We start from the raw sequence: 19,001 nt of genomic DNA on the forward strand, positions 1-19,001 counted from the left end.
CGGGGTTCTTGGTCTTGCTTGGTCGCGAGCATAGGTTTTGCGCGCGGCATCGGCAACCGGCACCGCGCTGCAATGTCGGCGGAACGAACGAGGCAGGGAGGTTCACGAGGTGGAATTCGAAACGCTGGTCCAGTCGCGCCGCAGCGTGCGCGGCTTCAGGAACGAGCCGGTGCCGCGCGCGGTGATCGAGGCGATCATCGAGAGCGCCAAGCGCGCGCCGTCGTCGATGAACACCCAGCCCTGGCATGTCCACGTGCTCACCGGCAGCCCGCTGGAAGAGGTGCGCCGCCGCAACATGGAGGAGATGGTCGGTGGCGCCAAGGTCAAGCGCGACATCGTCAGCCACGGCGAGTACCAGGGTGTGCACCGCGCGCGGCAGGTCGACATCGCCAAGAAGCTGTTCGGTGCGATGGGAATCGCGCGCGACGACAAGCCGATGCGGCAGGACTGGGTGTTGCGCGGCTTCCGCCAGTTCGACGCGCCGGTCTCGCTGGTCCTGACCTACGACCGTGTGCTTGATCCCGGCGCGGTCTGCCATTTCGATCTCGGCGCGCTCTGCTACGGCATCGTGCTCGCGGCATGGGACCGCGGCCTCGGCTCCGTGATCAACGGACAGGGCATCATGCGTTCCGACATCGTGCGCGAGGTCGCCAGGATTCCGGAGGACGAGGTCATCATGACCTGCGTTGCGATGGGCTATCCCGACGACAGCTTTGCCGCGAACGCCGTTCGCTCGGACCGCGAGCACAACCACGAGTTCGTGCGTTACGTGGGTTTTGCCGACTAGCACGACGGGAGGAGATTATTCTCTGGCAGAAATTTTTGCTGCGGAGTCCCAAGCGGCCTCTTGCAATCTCGAAGATGCAGGAGGAACAATGTGCGGACTGAGAGGTTTGTTGCTGGCGCGAGGGAATTGACATGCGGCGGCTGGCTAGTCTGGTTCGACGGTTCTTCGGTCCGCGAGTCCGGCACAAGATCGATGACGATCCAAGTCTTCCTTTCACACCCAAAGAGTTCGGCCGGCTGATACGCAGCGGCCGGCACGAGGACATGAAGCTGCTGGCCGAGGGGCTGGCCTGCCGGTCCATCCCGCGCCGCGCCAGCCATCGCGCTACTCATTAGGCCGCGTTCGAGACCGGTCTGCCGCGCTCACCGCGAGAGCGCGACCTGCTTGAATGAGTGGACCAGCGCCTTCTCCAGCTTCCCGTTCATCCCGCACAGAATGTTGTAGGCTTCCGCGCGCGGCATGGTCGGCTTGTAGTGCCGGTGCTCGATCAGCGCGGCGAAAATGTCCGAGATCGTCAGAATTCGTACGATGTCGCCAATGCTCTCGGCGCACAGCGCGTCGGGATAACCGCTCCCGTCGAGGTATTCGTGATGATGGCGAACGGCATCGAGTATCTCCGGCGAGATCCCGTCATGTCCCTTGAGAAACTCGTAACCGGCGGCCGGATGCGTTTCGATCAGCGCGCGTTCGGCGGCATCGAGTCGGCCCGGCTTGTCGAGGATGGCGAGCGGTATCTGCGCCTTGCCGATGTCGTGGAACATGGCAGCCGAGTAGAGACGTTCCAGGTCGGTCCTGCCGACGCCGAGGCTCAGTCCGAAGTCGATGGCCACGCCGGTCACGAGCAGGCAATGCTGATAGGTTCCTTCGTGATGGCGCCGCACCGTCATGAGCCACTCCGTCAGGCCATGCTGGATGATACGGTCGGCAATCTGGCGACCGGCTTCCTTGGTGCCGTCGACGTCGAGCGGTTGGCCCAGGGTCACAGCCGTGAACATCGATGCGATCGCGGTCGCGGCGTTGTCCGGTTGCGACGTGTCGCCTGACGAAGTGGATGGACCGTCGGCCGGATCGGCCAGCGCCGCCAGCAGCCTGGTCCGGCTGACCGTGCTGGGAAGGACCAGCGTCGCCCCGAGCGCGTAGGCTTGCGAGATGCAGACATGGGAGGCGTGCTCGAGCAGGAAGATGCGCTTCCTGGCCTTCGCCAGCTTGCCGGCCCGCTTCTTGATCGCGGCGATGTTATCGACGTCGCGCAGCTCCGCGCGGATGACGATGGCGGCCGGCGTCTGCGACAGCCTGGAATCGGCATCGAGTCGCTCGCCGGCAATGGTGAATTTCTCTTCGAGGATTGCGCAGACGCCCGAGAGCTTGTCGGACGTGTCGGCCAGCACATGCAGGAAGGGGCGATCCGTTCGCGTCTGACGGATGCCGCCCTCACCATTGACCGGGCCGGATCTGGTTGGCGCGTGCTGCACGATCTGACCTGCACTTTGCGACTGTATAAATGTCAAACGCGAGGTGGAATGTTCGAATCTATTTGCTCTGAACCGCGGTCTGCGCAGGCGCTGGTGCGCCTGCAGGTTTCTTCTTGCCGTCAGCCGTAACGAAGTGAACTCCAGCCGTGGTGCCGTCGATCCAGACCAGTTCGCAGCGCCGGTAGGCGAGGCCGGTCGACGACAGCAGCATGAAGAACTCCTTGGCCTGGAGCACGTCGAGCGTGCCCTCGACCTCGATCTTGGCGCCGCTTTGCGACACGTCCAGCAATACGCAACGGCGTCGCCAGGTGCCGTCCGACCCCATGAGGTTGACCGGCTGCCTGTGGTCCATTTTCACGCGAGAGGCTTTGCGACCGTCGAATTTCATCGGCTAATCCCCATCTTTGCGCCGCGATGTTCCCGACTGCTCTCCGTGGCGTTCGCGGCAATTTCCCCCCAACGCACCGTCCACTGGCTGGTGGACAGAAGCAGTGTCTCGAAAATGTGCTGCGCGCGTTCGCGCTCGGCGAAGGAAAGCCTTCTGCCGCAGCGATTGCCCAAGATGGCCAACGTGGTCTGCCAGTTCAGCCGCGAGGCACGGCAGGCCATCACGAGACCCTCGCAATCGTCGTCGGTCATAACATGCTCGACGATTTCGATGGGAGCCCCCGAAAGCACCGATAGGGCCGTGACGAGGTTGGCGGTCTCGCCGCGGATGGCGAAGCGGTTCACCGTGGAATCGTTGAGCTTGCCGATGCGGTTGAGCGCGACGATCTCCGGCCGCGCGCCGGCATAGGCGGCCGCGCAGGGCAGCTTGGGGACGATCGGCGCGGCCGCTGCGGCTTGAAGCGAGACGGTCGCCTTCGGCCCTGTGCCGGATGTCGGAGCCGGTAAGGCCGACAGCAACTTCCGCATGATCGCGTCGGGCGTGTCCGGCCTGAGCGCCAGCGCCTTCGTGAGTTCATCATCCGTCAGGCACTTCCCGACCAGCGCGGCGTAGGCGGCGTCAGAGAACCGTGCCTCCGTATTGGCGATCAGCGCAATACAAACGCTGCGGAAGCCGCCTTCGATCAGCGTCTCGATCACCCGCGGATCGATCGGCGCGCGGGCTGCGATCGCGCGTTGCTGCCGTTCGCCGCTCGATGCCGCGATCGACTTGAGATCGGCCGTGGACAGAGCTGGCCCCGCAAATTCGGACAGTAGCTTGAGTGGATTTTCTGCCTGACAGCGGCGAGGATTCTTGCTGCGAATCAGGAGCGAAGATGACGAAGAAGAGCCGCCGGACGCATTCTCCGGCATTCAAGGCGAAGGTTGCTTTGGCTGCGGTCAAAGGCGACAAGACACTGGCGGAGCTGGCGCAACTGTTTGATGTTCATCCGAACCAGATCACGATCTGGAAAAACCAGCTCCTGGAAGGCGCCGCCGGCGTGTTTGGGCATGACAAGACATCGGCCGAGACGCCGGTCGATTTGAAGGCGTTACATGCCAAGATCGGCGAGCTGGCGTTGGAAAACGATTTTTTGTCCGGCGCGCTCACCAAGGCGGGCCTGCTGAGCGCAAAGCGATGATCGACCGCGATCATGATCTTTCTATCGTGCGCCAGGCGAAGGTCCTGAAGCTGGCTCGCAGCACGGTCTACTATGAACCTCGGCCAGTTTCGGCCGAGGACCTTGCCTTGATGCGTCGGCTCGATGAGCTGCATCTCGATTATCCCTTCGCGGGAGCGCGTATGCTGCGATCGTTGCTGCGGCGGGAGGGCGTATACGCCGGTCGCCGCCACATCGCGACGCTGATGAAGCGCATGGGGATCGAGGCGGTCTATCGTCGCCCGAACACGAGCAAGCCGGCTCCGGGTCACAAGATCTACCCGTACCTGTTGCGCGGATTGAAGATCGAGCGGCCCGACCATGCGTGGGCAATGGACATCACCTACATTCCGATGCGGCGTGGCTTCGTCTATCTCGCGGCGGTCGTCGATGTGTTCAGCCGACGGGTCCTGGCCCATCGCGTCTCGATCACAATGGAGGCGGCCTTCTGCGTCGAAGCGGTCCAGGAGGCGTTGGCGAAGCACGGCAGGCCCGAGATTTTCAACACGGATCAGGGCAGCCAGTTCACCAGCCTCGAGTTCACCGATGTGCTGCTGGACGCGAAGATCGCCATCAGCATGGACGGCAAGGGCGCCTGGCGCGACAACGTGTTTGTCGAGCGGCTCTGGCGCACGGTCAAATACGAAGAAGTATATCTCCGCGCCTACGACAGCGTGTCCGAGGCGCGAGCGTCAATTGCCAAGTATCTGGCCTTCTACAATCAGGGACGCCCTCACTCGAGCCTTGACGGGCGCACGCCCGACGAGGCTTACTTCGGCACGCAAGCTATGGTGATGGCCGCATGACCGTCGCCGACGGTTTTGTCGTCGCTCTGGTCGGGCTACGCCCTCCCGACGCAACGACAAAACCGTAAAGCCCCGCGTTCAGCATAACCCGGCAGGAATCCACTTAAATCCAGCGGGGCGCTGTCCAAACAACCGGGGCCAGCTCTCCTCGGAGGCAGACTCGTCGGTGCGTTCGTTTTCGTTGGTGGTGGTCTCGGTGCTCTGGTCGCGGTTGCTCACGGGCGGCCCTCCTAACGCTTGTAGACGGGTTCAGGCGCGCCTGCCGGGCGCTGGTTGGTCTCCTCGATCCCCTTGCCGGTGATCGAGTAGCTGATGGGGTCGTAGCGCTTGCGCTCCGGGCTGATCTCGATCAGGCACCGCGCCATCAGGACGGCGCGGTGTTCGCTCTTGGGCAACCCCTTCGCGTTGGAGCTGGCGGGGGTGTTCGCCTTGAACCAGTTAAGCGCCTTGCGCTCGTCGAGGCTCAGCAGGCGCTCGGGCTTCTTCGGGGCTGGTGCCGGGGTCGGCGCTTCGACATCGCCGACGCCCATGAAGGGATCATGCTGCGCCATGGTCACAGCCTCAGCAGCCGGTCGGCAATCTCCCCGACCGCATCGCCGATGCGCGTGGTCTCGTCGTTGACACGCATGCAGGCGTCGATCTGCTCGTTGAGCGTGACCTTGGTGGCGGCACCGCCGACCAAGATTTGCTGCTGCAGGGCGTCGAGCTGCTTCTTCAATTCGACGATGCGGTCGCAGACATCGCCGACGACCTTATCGACCAGCGAATTGATAGCGTCGCGCTGCGGCGCGCCGTAGGTGGGTGGCTGCACCATGGGCTGCTGCGGTGCAGGCGGATGCGCCGGATAGATGCGCGTGGCCGACCGCTCGATCTCGTCGCGCAGGGCGGCGATGCGGTCGCGTTCATTTCTGTGTGTGTCGGATTGGCGAGCGTATGCGTCCATGGACGAAACCCCCCTTGCTCTCTTGTTGAGAGCGGGGAGCGTATCTCGTACTCAGTACGAAACGCAACTGCGTTCGATCTAGGCCCGAACCTTCTTCTTCAGCAGCTCGACCTGCTTTTTCGCTGCCGCCAGTTCAGCTTCCGCCTTGGCGCGCGCTGTTGCACGCTGCTCGGCGGTTTTTAGGCTGGCTCTGAATTGCGGGGATAAGTGTTTGTCCAGTCCCCACCACAGCCACTCGGCGAGCGGTTCCTTCAGCTTCTCCCTGAGAAGGAAGGCGATTTCGCGCGGGATCGGGTAGCCGCGCTCGTAATTGTTCCACCGCTTCATGTCGATGCCGATCTTGTCGGCAAAGACTTGCTGGCTCCCCGCCGCAACGACCTCTCGCAATAGTCTCAGCCGCGCCTTGTACGCGTCGGCGTCCTTCTCGAAGCCCTTGATCTTCTTCATGCAATCTCGCCCCAGCGCGTGTGTGCAGAAAGATACCTATAACTGGTATACACATAGGTCATGCAACCTGCGCGAAGTTGTATCGCACTTAATGCGCCTGCGCAATGAGTACGAATTTCTAGCTCGACCGTCCTTTTAATCCCCGCCGCAATTCCGCCTTCGTGAGCAACTCGAACTGAGTTCGATAACAATCAGGCCTGCGAACTGAGGTCGAGCATGCGCAGACTGACGACCGCGAAGGCAGTGGTCGATCACCTCGGCGGTTTGTCGAAGGTGGCGGTCCTGACGGACACGAACATCAACACCGCGAAGAACTGGCCGGGTCGCGCAGGGGCATTCCCTGCGTCCACGTATGTCGTGATGAGCCGCGCGCTGCGGCGTCGTCGTGCGATTGCGGACCCGCGTCTCTGGGGCATGCGCGGTCTGGAGTAACGCGCATGGGCATCAGCCTCGACCAGTGGGACCAACGGATCGGACCACGCCTCGACGAGATCAGGTGGCACGCCGACGCGATCCTGCGTGTCGTCAACGCGATGCATCTGCAACCCGATTTCGAGGCGTGGGCCGAAGGCCAGCTGGTGCTGACCAAGGACGCCCTGACGTACTCGCTGCGTCAGGTCTCCCGCGCGCTCGATGCGTACAGGGAGAAGCCCCATGACACTGGAGCTGGTTCATAGCTCGCCCACCATCGAAATGGAGCAGCGCGTCCTGCGTATGCAGAGCGACGCGCTGATCCTCAAAAACGAGATGACCAAGGCGCAGGCCCGCGCCGTGTTCCTGATCCTGCAGGACGCCCGCGACAACCTGTCGAGCGTCCTCGACCGCGCCGAATGGGAGGGAGTGATCAAGCGATGAACGAACGTGAAGCCAACATGCTCCGCGCCGAGATCGAGAACCTGATCCGGCAGTATCCCGAGATCGCGACGGACGAGGTGCTGCGCGCCGACATGCTCGACGGCGAGACCGGGCTGTCCGATGTGCTCACCGACCTGATCCGCATGGGCGAGGACGCGAAGGCGATGAGCGCCGCGACCAAGGCGCGCCAGGACGACCTCAAGGCGCGCGCGCAGCGGTTCGAGCGGCGCGTCGAGTTCACGCGCGCGCTGATGCTGTCGATCTTGGATGCGGCGAACCTGCGCAAGGTCGAGCTGCCGGAAGGCACCGTCTTCCTGCGCAACAACACGCCGCAGCTCGTCGGCGAACCCGATGCCGACTCGCTGCCGGACGATCTCGTCAAGATCGAGCGCAAGCCCGACCGGACCAAGATCAAGGACGCGCTGAAGGCGGGCCGCGAGCTGCCCGGCCTCGCGCTCTCGAACTCCCCGCCCTCTGTCGTCGTCACCGTGAAGTAGGAGAAAACTTATGGGAAAGAAAAACCCGGTTCGCATCCATCGTCTTGAATACATTCGCATCAACGACAAGCTGCGTGAGGTGATTGTCAGGGTTGATGACACCACCTGCAAATATGCTGACGGTTGGGACGACGCCCGCGTCGCCCGCGAGCTGAAGCTGCCGCTCAACTCGGTCGGCAATCTGCGTCGCGAGGCCTATGGCAACCTGCCGAACACCGGCAACCGCTCCGACAACAGCCGCCTCAAGAGCGATGTCGAGGGGATGCTGAAGTTGCTGGAGGATGAGCGCGCCGCGCGGGTGGAGCTGCAGCAGACGCTCTCCGACCAGCAGACCATGATCCTCAACATGGCCAACACCATCGAGAAGCTCGCGCGCTCCGGCGACGATGGCAACACGCGGCTCAGCAAGCTGATCGCGAGCCTCGTGATCAAGGGCTACCACGATCTGCGCCACCTTGAAGGTCCGAAGCAGTGAGGGGGCGACGTGATGCTCAGCGATGATCAGAAAGACAGCCTGAACGCCCCGCTCAATCGTGCCTACGTCAAGGAGCGCAAGCAGGGAGGCCGCCAGTTCTCCTACATCGAGGGCTGGCAGGTGATCGCCGAAGCCAACCGCATCTTCGGCTACGACGGCTGGCAGCGCGAAACCATCTTCGCCACCGTCGTCGCGGACTACGAGCGCGAGATCGGCGAGAACAAGCTGCCGGGCTTCGGCGTGACCTACGTCTGCAAGGTCCGCGTCACCGTGGGTGACGTGGTGCGTGAGGGCTGCGGCTCCGGTCACGGCATCGACCGCGACCGTGGTCTCGCCCACGAGAGCGCGATCAAGGAAGCCGAGACCGACGCGATGAAGCGCGCGCTCATGACGTTCGGCAATCCGTTCGGCCTCGCGCTCTACGACAAGGAGCAGCTCAACGTGGTGGACGAGAGCGAGCTGCGCCGTCGGCAGGCTCTGGCCTCCAAGCGCGCCGAGTTCATCGAGCACCTCAAGGCCACCATCGCCAACGAGTTCACCAGCCGCGAGCAGCTGGGCGAGTGGTGGAGGAGCGACGGGCAGAGGGCGGCGCGCCGCCGCTACGAGCTGAGCGACGAGGAGGTCGAGATGCTCAAGGCGCTCGTGATGGCGAAGGCCGAACAGCTCGGAGGAGCCGCCCATGACGCATGAGGCGCAGGCATTCGGACATGCACCGATGGTGTTCGGCGAGGACAACAAGCTGTCGCGCGGCATCATCGTGCGCTGCCCGTGCGGCACGGAGGAGCGGCTCCCGTACAATACCCATGCGAGACCGGCGACCTCTGAGCGCGATCAGGATGCCGTTGAAATCCAGTTCGTGCGTCGCAGGCTGGTGCCGCGCGGCTGGTTCATCGGCCGGGTGCGCCGCGAGCATCGCTGCCCAAAGTGCAACGCGCTGCGCACCACCAGCCAGCAGATGCCGAAGCCGACGATGCCCGAGAAGATGCCGGTCGAGGCGGCAGCGCCAAGCCTGGCGCAGCAGATCGCGCCCGAGATCAATCTCATCAAGCTGCTCGCGGAGCGCATCGCGAAGCAGATGAAGAAGAAGGTGACGTGATGGACCTCTCCGACCTCGCACGCCGCAACACGATCTCGCTGGAGGTCAAGAAGGACGGGCTGACGCAGCGTCAGTCAGGTGACTGGCAGAGCTGGCCCCGCAAATTCGGACAGTAGCTTGAGTGGATTTTCTGCCTGACAGCGGCGAGGATTCTTGCTGCGAATCAGGAGCGAAGATGACGAAGAAGAGCCGCCGGACGCATTCTCCGGCATTCAAGGCGAAGGTTGCTTTGGCTGCGGTCAAAGGCGACAAGACACTGGCGGAGCTGGCGCAACTGTTTGATGTTCATCCGAACCAGATCACGATCTGGAAAAACCAGCTCCTGGAAGGCGCCGCCGGCGTGTTTGGGCATGACAAGACATCGGCCGAGACGCCGGTCGATTTGAAGGCGTTACATGCCAAGATCGGCGAGCTGGCGTTGGAAAACGATTTTTTGTCCGGCGCGCTCACCAAGGCGGGCCTGCTGAGCGCAAAGCGATGATCGACCGCGATCATGATCTTTCTATCGTGCGCCAGGCGAAGGTCCTGAAGCTGGCTCGCAGCACGGTCTACTATGAACCTCGGCCAGTTTCGGCCGAGGACCTTGCCTTGATGCGTCGGCTCGATGAGCTGCATCTCGATTATCCCTTCGCGGGAGCGCGTATGCTGCGATCGTTGCTGCGGCGGGAGGGCGTATACGCCGGTCGCCGCCACATCGCGACGCTGATGAAGCGCATGGGGATCGAGGCGGTCTATCGTCGCCCGAACACGAGCAAGCCGGCTCCGGGTCACAAGATCTACCCGTACCTGTTGCGCGGATTGAAGATCGAGCGGCCCGACCATGCGTGGGCAATGGACATCACCTACATTCCGATGCGGCGTGGCTTCGTCTATCTCGCGGCGGTCGTCGATGTGTTCAGCCGACGGGTCCTGGCCCATCGCGTCTCGATCACAATGGAGGCGGCCTTCTGCGTCGAAGCGGTCCAGGAGGCGTTGGCGAAGCACGGCAGGCCCGAGATTTTCAACACGGATCAGGGCAGCCAGTTCACCAGCCTCGAGTTCACCGATGTGCTGCTGGACGCGAAGATCGCCATCAGCATGGACGGCAAGGGCGCCTGGCGCGACAACGTGTTTGTCGAGCGGCTCTGGCGCACGGTCAAATACGAAGAAGTATATCTCCGCGCCTACGACAGCGTGTCCGAGGCGCGAGCGTCAATTGCCAAGTATCTGGCCTTCTACAATCAGGGACGCCCTCACTCGAGCCTTGACGGGCGCACGCCCGACGAGGCTTACTTCGGCACGCAAGCTATGGTGATGGCCGCATGACCGTCGCCGACGGTTTTGTCGTCGCTCTGGTCGGGCTACGCCCTCCCGACGCAACGACAAAACCGTAAAGCCCCGCGTTCAGCATAACCCGGCAGGAATCCACTTAAAAGGCGCAGGCTCTCCTGATTGCTTACGACCTGATGGGGCGTCGACTGCCGGATGTAGACTACGGCTTTGCGCGCCAAGTGGCTTGGTGTGACCAGCTCGGACTTCATGAGGGATCTCCGCCAAAATTGCGGCGACGTCTTCGACGATCTGGCGTCGGAGCGCGGGCGTCAGCGTCGACCAAAGATCGGCTGGATCCATGCTCATGTGCGTCGGGACAATCCGCTGTCGATAAAAGCTCGAGTAGAGCCTCCATACTCAGCTTAATCTGATTTGCCTCTTGCTCATAATATTCGATTGCGGTTGCTTGAATCAGAAGACTGCTTCCTGCGCGATACTCAACTTCATACGAAGCGGGAATGCCTCGGCCTCGCTGACCGATCTTCCTAATCACTCGATATGAGCGCCCCCACAAAGGATGGTGGGGGTCCCGAACCTCGACCACCTCCGGAAATGATTCGTCAGACTCACTATCAGGGACATTCCTCAATCCCCTCGTTTGAAGGGCTGAACTGGAAGCGAGTGGGCGAACGGATTGTCGCGACGCCAGCTGCGGCGAACTGACTCAGACCCGACAACCTGTTTCGCGCGGGGCTTTGGGATGATAGCTTGCGGATGTGCCGCCGTCCCCCATTGATCCCGCCCGTCTTGCAGCGTTGCCCGCCGATTTGCGCGCGCTCTTCCGCGCGCAGGAAGCGATGATTGAAGCCGAGCGTCGTCGCGCAGACGATGAATGCTCGGCGCGCCTTCATGTCGAGAGTGAACTGGCTGCGTCCAAAGAGAGCGTCGAACGCCTCGAACTGCTCGTGAAGGAGTACGAGCGCGCACGTTTCGGTAAACGCTCGGAGAAGTTCAATCCCGATCAGATGCAACTGGTTCTCGAGGACATCGAGATTGCCATCGCCGAAGTCCAGGAACGCCAGGACGATCGTGCGCGCCGCGCCGGCACGGCGCCGTCCAGCCGCCGGACCAGGCGCGCTGCCCGTGCCTTTCCCGCGCACCTGCCGCGCATCGAGCAGGTGATCGAACCCGAGAACCTCGAGTGTCCCTGCGGCTGCGGCCGGATGGTCCAGATCGGCGAGGATCGCTCCCGCCGTCTCGATGTCATGGCCGCCCAGTATCGTGTGATCGAGACGGTGCGACCGCGCTACGCCTGCGCAAAGGGCTGCACCGGTGTTGCTCAGGCGCCGGCGCCCGCCCATCTCGTGGAGGGTGGCATCCCCACCGAGGCGCTGCTGGCGCAGGTGGCGGTCGCCAAGTTCAGCGAGCACATGCCACTCTATCGTCAGTCGCAGGTTCTGGCTCGGCATGGCATCTTCATCGATCGCGCCGTTCTGGCAGACTGGATGGGAACGGTCGCCTTCCACCTCGCGCCGCTGGTCGAGCGCATGAGCGTCGTGATGAAGCAATCGGGCCGCTTGTTCATAGACGAGACCAGGGCGCCTGTGCTCGATCCGGGCCGGGGCCGAACGAAGACCGGCTATCTGTGGGCTGTCCTGCGCGACGATCGCGGCCACGGCGGCGCTGATCCACCAATCGTGGTCTACCACTACGCGCCAGGACGCGGTGGTGACCATGCTGAGCGCATCCTCGAGGGCTTCGACGGCATCCTTCAGGTCGACGGATACCAGGGCTATCATCGGCTCGCACGGCCCAAGCGCAAAGGCGGCGTGCCGCTGCGGCTGGCCGCATGTTGGTCCCACTCAAGGCGCAAGATCATCGCAGCGACTCCGAAAGCCGGCTCACCCATCGCCGAAGCCGTTCTCGCGCGCATCGCCGCACTCTATGCGATCGAGAAGGAGATCCGTGGCGCCGACGCCCCGGCTCGGCAAACGACCCGTAACGAGCGATCACGGCCGCTCGTCGCTGAACTCGAGAGGTTTCTGCGCGAGCAAGCCGCTCGCCTGTCGCCGGGCAGCGAGATGGGCAAGGCGATCGCCTATCTCCTGAACCATTGGGATGGCCTCACCTTGTTTCTCGACGATGGTTGCGTTGAGATGGACACCAATCCCGTCGAAAATCAAATCAGGCCGCTGACTCTGACGCGTAAAAATAGTTTATTTGCTGGTCACGACGAAGGTGGTCGTTCATGGGCGCGCATAGCTTCGCTCATCGCCACCTGCAAAATCAACAGCGTGGAGCCCTACGTCTGGATGAAAGCGACGCTCAAAGCGATCGCAACCGGTCACCCGCAGTCCCGGATCGACGAGCTCCTGCCCTGGTCGTTCGGCCGCACCTCGTAATTCTCCGTCGTTGCCGCCTCCATACCCCCCGCCAACGATTTGCAAACACGTTGATCAACAGACTGCAATCCCCACGCCAAACCTTTGCGAGTGGGACGCGAACGTCGCTTACAGTGCATAATCAACGGCAGCGCCGAGCCCGAGCCGGGTCGCATAATTGTTCTCCCAGGTCTCGAAACGGCGTGCATCTTCGCGGAGCCGATATTCATCCCGCGAGACCCAGGGTGCGGCGAAATGGTCGATCATCGGTGGTTCGAGCTGTTGCAGTAGAGCCCGGCGGACGTAGAGAAAGCCCGTGCCGCGCGGGCCGCGCAGGAACTTTCGCCCCGTGGCCGACAGCATGTCACAGCCGATGGCATCGACGTCGACTGCCATCTGGCCGACCGCCTGACAGGCGTCGAGCAGATAGGGAATACCATGTGCTCGCGCGATCTTGCCGATCGCCGCTGCCGGATTGACCAGCCCGCCATTGGTCGGAACCCAGGTGATGGCGATCAGCTTTGTGCGCTCATCGATCATGCCTTCGAGCGCGTGCACGTCGAGTTCGCCGCTGGCATCGCTAGGCACGACACCGATCGTCGCGCCGGTTCGCTTCGCGACCTGAAGAAAGGCGACATAATTGGCGGCGTATTCGGCCTCGGCCGTCAGGATCCGATCTCCTTTCCGAAACGGAAGCGCGTAGAACGCCATCTGCCAGGCAACCGTCGCGTTCTCCACCAGGGCGATCTCGTCGGGTGCGGCATTGAGCAGACGCGCCACCGAGCCATACACCGCGTCGAGCCGATCGGACTCACGGTCGGCGGCGGCATAGCCGCCAATTTCGCTTTCCAGGTCGATATGTCTCTTGATCGCCGCGACGACCGGCGCCGGCATCAGAGCCGCACCCGCATTGTGCAGGTATGCGAGCCGGGAGGCGGCAGGCGTGTCGGCGCGTATCCGGTCGAGGTCGATCACTTACGCCTCCGCTTCTCGCGATCTTCATGCATGAATTAGACGCGTCGAGGACTGCGAGCAAGACGGCGCAGTCTTGGCTCAGATGCAGAGGCTGAGCAGCTTGATGGTGCAGGTGCTGGATTTGGGCTTGGTTGCGGGCGCCGCCTCGCGCTTCACGGCAACCAGCGGCTCCTTGTCCTTCTTGCCCTTACCCTTGCCCTTCGGCTCGTAGTCGCCGGCGATCACCATGGCCCAATAGGTGCGCTTGCCGCTGGCATTCTTGGCGCTGGCGATGCCGACGCGGGAGGCGTTGTGCAGCAGGAGGTTCTTGCGGTGCCCGGACGAGTCGATCCACTGTCCCAGCGTCTTCTCGAAATTGTCGTAGCCGTAGGCGATGTTCTCGGCGGCGCGGCCCGCGCCCGCCGGCGCGACGCGGCGGTTGAAGGGCCCGAGCGCATCGTGACTGAGGTCGTCCTTCGCCGCCATCGCGCGGGCCTGATCCATGGCGATGCGGTCGAGGGTGGCATCGCGAACGACGCGGACCTCACCATGCTTGAGACGGAAGCTCGAGATCAGCTCGGCCGGCGAGTCAGCCATCGCGGGCGCGCCTGCCAGCAGCAGAAGGCCGGCGATCATCCCGCCAATCACACGATGCATCATCGTCCCCCGAGTGCCCATGATCTTTGCCAGCCCTGCGCTATCCAAGCGTTTCTCTATCGCCAATGTGGACGCTTCAAGGCACGCCGCAATGCTAACCCGCCGGCAGCTTCGCCTCGAAATTGAAGCGGTCGCGCAGGTTCTTGCGCTGCTCCAGGATGTCTTTCAGGAAGGCGCGGTCCTGCTCGTTCTTCATCATCGGCTCGATCAGGTCGAGCTGATTCATGGCGACCAGTTGCAGGACCTCGGTGCGCGGCGCGCCGCTCGCGTTGCGCGGCAAGGCGTGCACGATCTGGATGTGCTCGGGCGGCTTCGGTCCCTTGGCGGCGGCAAGCTCGCTGCGGAGCTGGCCTTCGAGCGCGGCCTGATCGGCTTCGACGAAGGCATAGAGCCCGACGCCGGAGCGGCGGTCGGCAAAGGCGACGATGGCGGTATCGCGCACGGCAGGATTCCGGCGGATCAGCTCGGCGAGCACCGGCGCGTCGTTGACGAGCCGGCGGCCGCCGCCCTCGCGGTCGGTGAAGTTGAACAGGCCGCGGGTGATGGCGCGATAGACCTTCTTGCCGGTGGCGAGCCACAGGCGCGCGGCGAACGACTTCTTCGCCAGGATCTTCCGCTCCCGCGGCGTCAGCGCCTCCGGCGCGTAGGAGCGCTTGTGCTTCAGCAGATGCCGCAGGTCTTCATAGGCCAGGATGCGATAGAGCCGGCCGCGACGGTTGAAGCACGCGGCAAGCTGAAAATCGGTCACGTAGGCGCGGCCGTCGCGGCCGGCCAGCCAGTTCTGCTCCTTGGCGAGATCGTTGTGGCAGATACCGGCGCGGCGCAGCCGGCGCAGTGCGGCCTTGGCCGAGCGGAAATAGGCGAGATCGCCATGCGGTTTTGCCAGATGCAGCGCGACGCCGTCGACGAAGCCGCGCACCAGCGCGCGGCGTCCGGCCCACAGCAGCTCGGGACCGACGTTGAGGCCTTTGGCGCGCACCAGCGCATGTTTCTCGCGGGCGAACAGATGGCGTGCCAGCGGAAACGACCACCATGGCACCTCGTCGAGCCGGCGCAGCACCGCGTCGGTCTCGCCGCTCTCGGTGCGGAAGCGGCCGCGCTCGACGGTCGAGAACACGTCGCGCTTGAGCAGCACGCCTTCGGTCCAGCGCGCCGACAGCTCTGCGGCGTCGTCTTTGGGGAGGCTCATCGAAAACTCATGCGGCGGCGGCAATGCGAAGGTGATCGGCGATCCAGCGATCGAGATCGGCGAGCGCCCGTGCGCTCAGCGCCTGCTTCTTGGCCACCGTCTTCTCGTTGCCGCGCAATCGCGTGCCATCGGGCTTCTTCGTCGGTACCGTCGTGAGCGGCGGGAACAGGCCGAAATTGACGTTCATCGGCTGGAACGACCGTGTGCCCGGCTCAATGGTCTCGAGATGACCGCCGGTGATGTGGCCGAGCAGCGATCCGAGCGCGGTCGTGCCAGGTGTACTGACAAGCGTCTCGCCGCGTGCCTGCGCTGCCGCATAGAGACCGGCGATCAAGCCGACGCTGGCGGATTCCACATAGCCCTCGCAGCCCGTCATCTGGCCGGCAAAGCGCAGACGCGGCTGTGCGCGCAGCCGCAACTGGGTGTCGAGCAGCTTCGGCGAATTCAGGAAGGTGTTGCGATGCAGGCCGCCGAGGCGGGCGAATTCGGCCTTCTCCAGACCGGGAATGGTGCGGAAGATGCGCTGCTGCTCGCCATACTTCAATTTCGTCTGGAAGCCGACGATGTTGTAGAGCGTGCCGAGCTTGTTGTCCTGACGGAGCTGCACGATCGCATAAGCCTTCGTGGCGGGATCGTGCGGATTGGTGAGGCCGACGGGCTTCATGGGACCATGGCGCAGCGTCTCGGGGCCGCGCTCCGCCATCACCTCGATCGGCAGGCAGCCGTCGAAATAGGGCGTGTTGGTCTCCCATTCCTTGAATTCGGTCTTCTCGCCGGCCATCAGCGCGGCGACGAAGCTGTCATACTGCTCCTTTGTCATCGGACAGTTGATGTAGTCGGCGCCATTGCCGCCGGGGCCGACCTTGTCGTAGCGCGACTGGAACCAGGCCACCGACATGTCGATGGACTCGCGGTGCACGATCGGCGCGATGGCATCGAAGAAGGCGAGCGCGTTCTCGTCGGTCAGCTCGCGGATGGCGTCGGCCAGCGGCGCGGAGGTGAGGGGGCCGGTGGCAATGATGACGTTGCTCCAGTCGGCCGGCGGCAGGCCTGCGACCTCGCCACGGGCGATCTCGATCAGGGGATGGTCTTTCAGCGCCTTTGTGACGGCCGCCGAGAAGCCGTCGCGGTCGACCGCGAGTGCGCCGCCGGCGGGCACCTGGTTGGCATCGGCCGCGCGCATGATCAGCGAGTCGAGCCGGCGCATCTCCGCATGCAGGAGGCCGACGGCGTTGTTGGCGGCGTCGTCCGAGCGGAATGAATTGGAGCAGACGAGCTCGGCGAGCCCGTCAGTGCGGTGCGCCTCCGTCATGCGGGTCGGCCGCATCTCGTGCAGCACCACCGGCACGCCGGATTTCGCCACCTGCCAGGCAGCCTCAGAGCCGGCGAGACCGGCGCCGATCACGTGGACGATGTTGGATTGGGGTCCTGTCATGGGACGGACAGGTAGCGCTTTTCGGCGGAGAGTGGAATCGCCGAGATCGAGTTTTCTGTCACCAGAGACGACAACGCCCGCACGAAGCGGGCGCTATCGGGTCGTCCGGTTGGGGCTGAAATTATCAGCCCTGATACTGACCGGCGGCAACGCGCGGGATGTCCGAGCGATCGAGGCCGATATCGGCCAGTTCGCGATCGCTGAGCTGGGACAGCTCGGCAACATTGCGCTGATAGTCCCGGAAGGCCTGGATCATGCGGATGAGCGAGAGCAGCATTGGTAGTCTCCTGTAGTTCGATTCAGCCCTTGCCCGAGCCTCATCGTTGAAGTGAATATAGATGGGAGTAGTGCAGTGCGAAAGTTCCTATGTTGCGATGCAGCTAAGCGCATGGCGCATAGCGCCTGTAACGAACGATTAACCCGAAGGCGCTCCCGCCCAAGCAGCGGGCACAGTCTCGTGCAACGAGCAACAAATATCCGTGAATTCACGGACTTATGGCGGCAGCGTGAGCTGGATGCGCCAGGAAATATGTTGCGTTTCCTGGACCTGCCAAGGACCCGAACTAGCTACTGAACCCAAGTCACACATGCGCGATTCGCATGTGTCTGGAACAAAAAATATGAATTTATATTCATTCATATCTGCTGTGGATCCGCCTGGATGCTTATCGCTTTCGACCGATAAACGCCCGGCGCGCTGAATGCACGCTTTGCGCGCAGTCTTCATTACAAGGCTGTCATGAAGAACAGAATTTCTGCATGCCGCTCTGTGCCATGCGCAACATCACGCAATTCTCGCGGAGAATTTATTGCGACAAGTTGACGCGCCTAGATGAAAGTCATGCCGCAGAATCCGGCAATGTCGCTGGTCTGTGCAAGGAACAAGAAGGAAGGTAACGTCATGTCGAAGTTACTCGGGGTTATCGCAATTGCTGCCGTCGCGTTCGCCGTTGCGCCGGCTGAGGCCGCCAAGCACGCCGCGGGCGGCTGCAGCGGGACGAATCTGGAGAAGACGGAGACCGCGATCGAGAACATGGCCGACGGCGACGGCAAGTTCGTCGCGCAGAAGGAAATCGCGGCGGCGCAGGACGCGCTGCTCAACGGCAAGATGGGTGTGTGCGGTGCGCATCTGAACAAGGCGATGCAGGCCACCATGGCCAAATAGAACCAAATAAAAGCTGAGAAGTCAGCGCATCGAAGAAAGGGCCGATCGCTGCGCGATCGGCCCTTACTCGCTTGTCCGAGGGTCTAAGGGGCGCGCGCCAGCTGGGTGGCGAAATAAGCGATGGTCTTGGAATAGACCTCGCTCTTGTTCCATTGCTGAAGCACCGCAAAATTCGGACTGCCCGGCTGCCAATCCTTGCCTCGTTGCCAGCCATAGCCGGCGAGATAGTTGGCGGTGGAGGCGAGCACGTCGGGCGCGTTATGCAGGAGATCGCGCTTGCCATTGCCGTCGAAATCGACGGCATATTTCATCCAGGATGACGGCATGAACTGGGTCTGGCCGAGCTCACCGGCCCAGGCGCCCTTCATGTCGGCCGGGGCGAGATCGCCGCGCTGGACGATGCGCAGCGCATCCATCAGCTCGGCGCGAAGCTGCTCGGAGCGGCGGCAGTCATAGGCGAGCGTTGCCAGCGAGCGGATCGTCGCGAACTTGCCGGTGTTGACGCCGAAATCGGTCTCCAAACCCCAGATCGCAACCAGGATCTCGCCGGGCACCCCATAGGCCTGCTCGATGCGCGACAGCACCGAGCCGTATTGCTTCATCATGTTGGAGCCGCGCTGCATGCGTGGCGGCACCATGCGGCCGGAAAACTCCTCGAAGGACTGGGTGAAGACCTTTTGCGAGCGGTCGCGGTTGAGGACGCTCTGATCGAGCGTCACGCCGGCAAGCCCGGTGGTGATGGCCTGCTGCGAGATGCCTTTCGCCGCAGCGTCGGTTTTGAAATCCGCAAGCCAGGCGTCGAAATTGCCCGAGCCGCAGGCAACAGCAGCGAGCGCTGGCTGGGCTGACAGGATTGCAGCGGAGAGGGCGAAGGCTGCGAGAGCAAGACGAGAAATCGTCGGGGTCATTCGTGTAAATGAATTCCATGAAGCGATCTGACCGGTCGGCGCAATCTCGGTCGGAACCGCGGCCAAAGCAAGGCGCACAGCAGCATGCGATCCTGCC

The 19,001-nt window shown here is 63.1% G+C and carries 24 protein-coding genes and 1 pseudogene; 12 read left to right on the forward strand and 13 right to left on the reverse strand.

What is annotated here, in order from left to right; translation table 11 throughout:
• Positions 1-109 precede the first annotated feature (109 nt).
• On the forward strand, positions 110-787 hold the full coding sequence (locus ABIF91_RS35850; RefSeq protein WP_028180753.1) for a nitroreductase: 678 nt from the start codon (positions 110-112) through the stop codon (positions 785-787).
• A gap of 362 nt (positions 788-1,149) precedes the next feature.
• Here the strand turns inward: ABIF91_RS35850 and ABIF91_RS35855 are convergent, their stop codons facing one another.
• From ABIF91_RS35855 to ABIF91_RS35865, 3 genes are read right to left on the reverse strand one after another with little or no spacing between them, the layout of a single operon-like run.
• Positions 1,150-2,259, reverse strand: a complete 1,110-nt coding sequence (locus ABIF91_RS35855) for an HD-GYP domain-containing protein (RefSeq protein WP_028181669.1) — start codon at positions 2,257-2,259, stop codon at positions 1,150-1,152.
• 58 nt (positions 2,260-2,317) lie between these two features.
• Positions 2,318-2,647 carry a PilZ domain-containing protein gene (locus ABIF91_RS35860; protein WP_284279662.1) on the reverse strand — a complete coding sequence of 110 codons (330 nt, stop codon included), beginning with the start codon at positions 2,645-2,647 and terminating at the stop codon, positions 2,318-2,320.
• Positions 2,644-3,558 carry a DUF2336 domain-containing protein gene (locus ABIF91_RS35865; RefSeq protein ID WP_424579672.1) on the reverse strand — a complete coding sequence of 305 codons (915 nt, stop codon included), beginning with the start codon at positions 3,556-3,558 and terminating at the stop codon, positions 2,644-2,646. Before ABIF91_RS35865 ends, ABIF91_RS35860 begins: the two co-directional genes overlap by 4 nt.
• Between ABIF91_RS35865 and ABIF91_RS35870 the strand changes: the two genes are divergently transcribed.
• Positions 3,522-4,651 (forward strand): IS3-like element ISRj2 family transposase gene (locus ABIF91_RS35870; RefSeq protein ID WP_129557670.1). Its coding sequence is split into 2 segments (ribosomal slippage): positions 3,522-3,774 and positions 3,774-4,651, totalling 1,131 coding nucleotides; the frame shifts between segments, so codons are not numbered across the junction. The two genes, ABIF91_RS35865 and ABIF91_RS35870, sit on opposite strands and share 37 nt — an antisense overlap.
• Before the next feature lie 78 nt (positions 4,652-4,729).
• Here the strand turns inward: ABIF91_RS35870 and ABIF91_RS35875 are convergent.
• The 4 genes from ABIF91_RS35875 to ABIF91_RS35890 all read right to left on the reverse strand — a co-directional run bounded on the left by ABIF91_RS35875 (position 4,730) and on the right by ABIF91_RS35890 (position 6,041).
• A complete protein-coding gene (locus ABIF91_RS35875; RefSeq protein WP_424579673.1) occupies positions 4,730-4,870 on the reverse strand; it encodes a hypothetical protein in 141 nt (46 codons plus the stop codon).
• 11 nt (positions 4,871-4,881) lie between these two features.
• Entirely contained in the window at positions 4,882-5,202 is a 321-nt protein-coding gene (locus ABIF91_RS35880) for a hypothetical protein (RefSeq protein ID WP_028182186.1), read from the reverse strand.
• A gap of 2 nt (positions 5,203-5,204) precedes the next feature.
• Entirely contained in the window at positions 5,205-5,594 is a 390-nt protein-coding gene (locus ABIF91_RS35885; RefSeq protein WP_028152706.1) for a hypothetical protein, read from the reverse strand.
• Positions 5,595-5,672: 78 nt separating this feature from the next.
• Positions 5,673-6,041: a hypothetical protein gene (locus ABIF91_RS35890; RefSeq protein ID WP_028152705.1), complete on the reverse strand. Its 369-nt coding sequence runs from the start codon at positions 6,039-6,041 to the stop codon at positions 5,673-5,675.
• A gap of 216 nt (positions 6,042-6,257) precedes the next feature.
• On the opposite strand from ABIF91_RS35890, the gene ABIF91_RS35895 reads away from it, so the two are divergent.
• From ABIF91_RS35895 to tnpC, 9 genes are all read left to right on the forward strand, one after another.
• Complete coding sequence (locus ABIF91_RS35895; protein ID WP_028152704.1) at positions 6,258-6,473, forward strand: hypothetical protein; 216 nt, start codon at positions 6,258-6,260, stop codon at positions 6,471-6,473.
• 5 nt (positions 6,474-6,478) lie between these two features.
• Positions 6,479-6,718 (forward strand): hypothetical protein, encoded by a 240-nt coding sequence (locus ABIF91_RS35900; protein WP_424579674.1) that lies wholly within the window; start codon positions 6,479-6,481, stop codon positions 6,716-6,718.
• On the forward strand, positions 6,696-6,896 hold the full coding sequence (locus tag ABIF91_RS35905) for a hypothetical protein (RefSeq protein ID WP_155252146.1): 201 nt from the start codon (positions 6,696-6,698) through the stop codon (positions 6,894-6,896). Before ABIF91_RS35900 ends, ABIF91_RS35905 begins: the two co-directional genes overlap by 23 nt.
• Positions 6,893-7,393 (forward strand): siphovirus Gp157 family protein, encoded by a 501-nt coding sequence (locus tag ABIF91_RS35910; protein WP_050994873.1) that lies wholly within the window; start codon positions 6,893-6,895, stop codon positions 7,391-7,393. The genes ABIF91_RS35905 and ABIF91_RS35910 overlap by 4 nt, the downstream gene beginning before the upstream one ends.
• A 10-nt stretch (positions 7,394-7,403) precedes the next feature.
• Positions 7,404-7,868 carry a hypothetical protein gene (locus ABIF91_RS35915; protein WP_028182189.1) on the forward strand — a complete coding sequence of 155 codons (465 nt, stop codon included), beginning with the start codon at positions 7,404-7,406 and terminating at the stop codon, positions 7,866-7,868.
• A 12-nt stretch (positions 7,869-7,880) separates the two neighbouring features.
• On the forward strand, positions 7,881-8,558 hold the full coding sequence (locus tag ABIF91_RS35920; protein ID WP_050994871.1) for an RAD52 family DNA repair protein: 678 nt from the start codon (positions 7,881-7,883) through the stop codon (positions 8,556-8,558).
• Entirely contained in the window at positions 8,548-8,964 is a 417-nt protein-coding gene (locus ABIF91_RS35925) for a hypothetical protein (protein WP_028182190.1), read from the forward strand. Before ABIF91_RS35920 ends, ABIF91_RS35925 begins: the two co-directional genes overlap by 11 nt.
• Before the next feature lie 175 nt (positions 8,965-9,139).
• A protein-coding gene (locus tag ABIF91_RS35930) for an IS3-like element ISRj2 family transposase (RefSeq protein ID WP_129557670.1) occupies positions 9,140-10,269 on the forward strand; the annotation gives its coding sequence in 2 pieces (ribosomal slippage) (positions 9,140-9,392 and positions 9,392-10,269; 1,131 coding nt in all).
• Between the two features lie 803 nt (positions 10,270-11,072).
• On the forward strand, positions 11,073-12,617 hold the full coding sequence (gene tnpC, locus ABIF91_RS35935) for an IS66 family transposase (RefSeq protein WP_224517700.1): 1,545 nt from the start codon (positions 11,073-11,075) through the stop codon (positions 12,615-12,617).
• A gap of 111 nt (positions 12,618-12,728) precedes the next feature.
• On the opposite strand, the pseudogene ABIF91_RS35940 reads toward tnpC, so the two are convergent.
• The 5 genes and pseudogenes from ABIF91_RS35940 to ABIF91_RS35960 all read right to left on the reverse strand — a co-directional run.
• A pseudogene (locus ABIF91_RS35940) lies at positions 12,729-13,571 on the reverse strand (aminotransferase class V-fold PLP-dependent enzyme); the annotation flags it as partial.
• Positions 13,572-13,649: 78 nt separating this feature from the next.
• On the reverse strand, positions 13,650-14,207 hold the full coding sequence (locus ABIF91_RS35945) for a CAP domain-containing protein (protein WP_035677946.1): 558 nt from the start codon (positions 14,205-14,207) through the stop codon (positions 13,650-13,652).
• 94 nt (positions 14,208-14,301) lie between these two features.
• Complete coding sequence (locus tag ABIF91_RS35950) at positions 14,302-15,396, reverse strand: AMP-binding enzyme (RefSeq protein ID WP_028180832.1); 1,095 nt, start codon at positions 15,394-15,396, stop codon at positions 14,302-14,304.
• 7 nt (positions 15,397-15,403) lie between these two features.
• Positions 15,404-16,831 carry a methylenetetrahydrofolate--tRNA-(uracil(54)-C(5))-methyltransferase (FADH(2)-oxidizing) TrmFO gene (gene trmFO / locus ABIF91_RS35955; protein ID WP_028180831.1) on the reverse strand — a complete coding sequence of 476 codons (1,428 nt, stop codon included), beginning with the start codon at positions 16,829-16,831 and terminating at the stop codon, positions 15,404-15,406.
• A gap of 124 nt (positions 16,832-16,955) precedes the next feature.
• Positions 16,956-17,108: a DUF1127 domain-containing protein gene (locus ABIF91_RS35960; RefSeq protein ID WP_007590701.1), complete on the reverse strand. Its 153-nt coding sequence runs from the start codon at positions 17,106-17,108 to the stop codon at positions 16,956-16,958.
• A gap of 564 nt (positions 17,109-17,672) precedes the next feature.
• Between ABIF91_RS35960 and ABIF91_RS35965 the strand changes: the two genes are divergently transcribed.
• Complete coding sequence (locus tag ABIF91_RS35965) at positions 17,673-17,996, forward strand: hypothetical protein (RefSeq protein ID WP_028180830.1); 324 nt, start codon at positions 17,673-17,675, stop codon at positions 17,994-17,996.
• An 83-nt stretch (positions 17,997-18,079) separates the two neighbouring features.
• On the opposite strand, the gene ABIF91_RS35970 is transcribed toward ABIF91_RS35965, so the two are convergent.
• The gene (locus ABIF91_RS35970; RefSeq protein WP_424579675.1) at positions 18,080-18,904 is read right to left on the reverse strand and encodes a lytic murein transglycosylase; all 825 of its coding nucleotides are present in this window, start codon (positions 18,902-18,904) and stop codon (positions 18,080-18,082) included.
• Positions 18,905-19,001: the final 97 nt, after the last annotated feature.

It is taken from the genome of Bradyrhizobium sp. USDA 241 (assembly GCF_049739505.1).
Classification (GTDB): Bacteria; Pseudomonadota; Alphaproteobacteria; order Rhizobiales; family Xanthobacteraceae; genus Bradyrhizobium; species Bradyrhizobium liaoningense.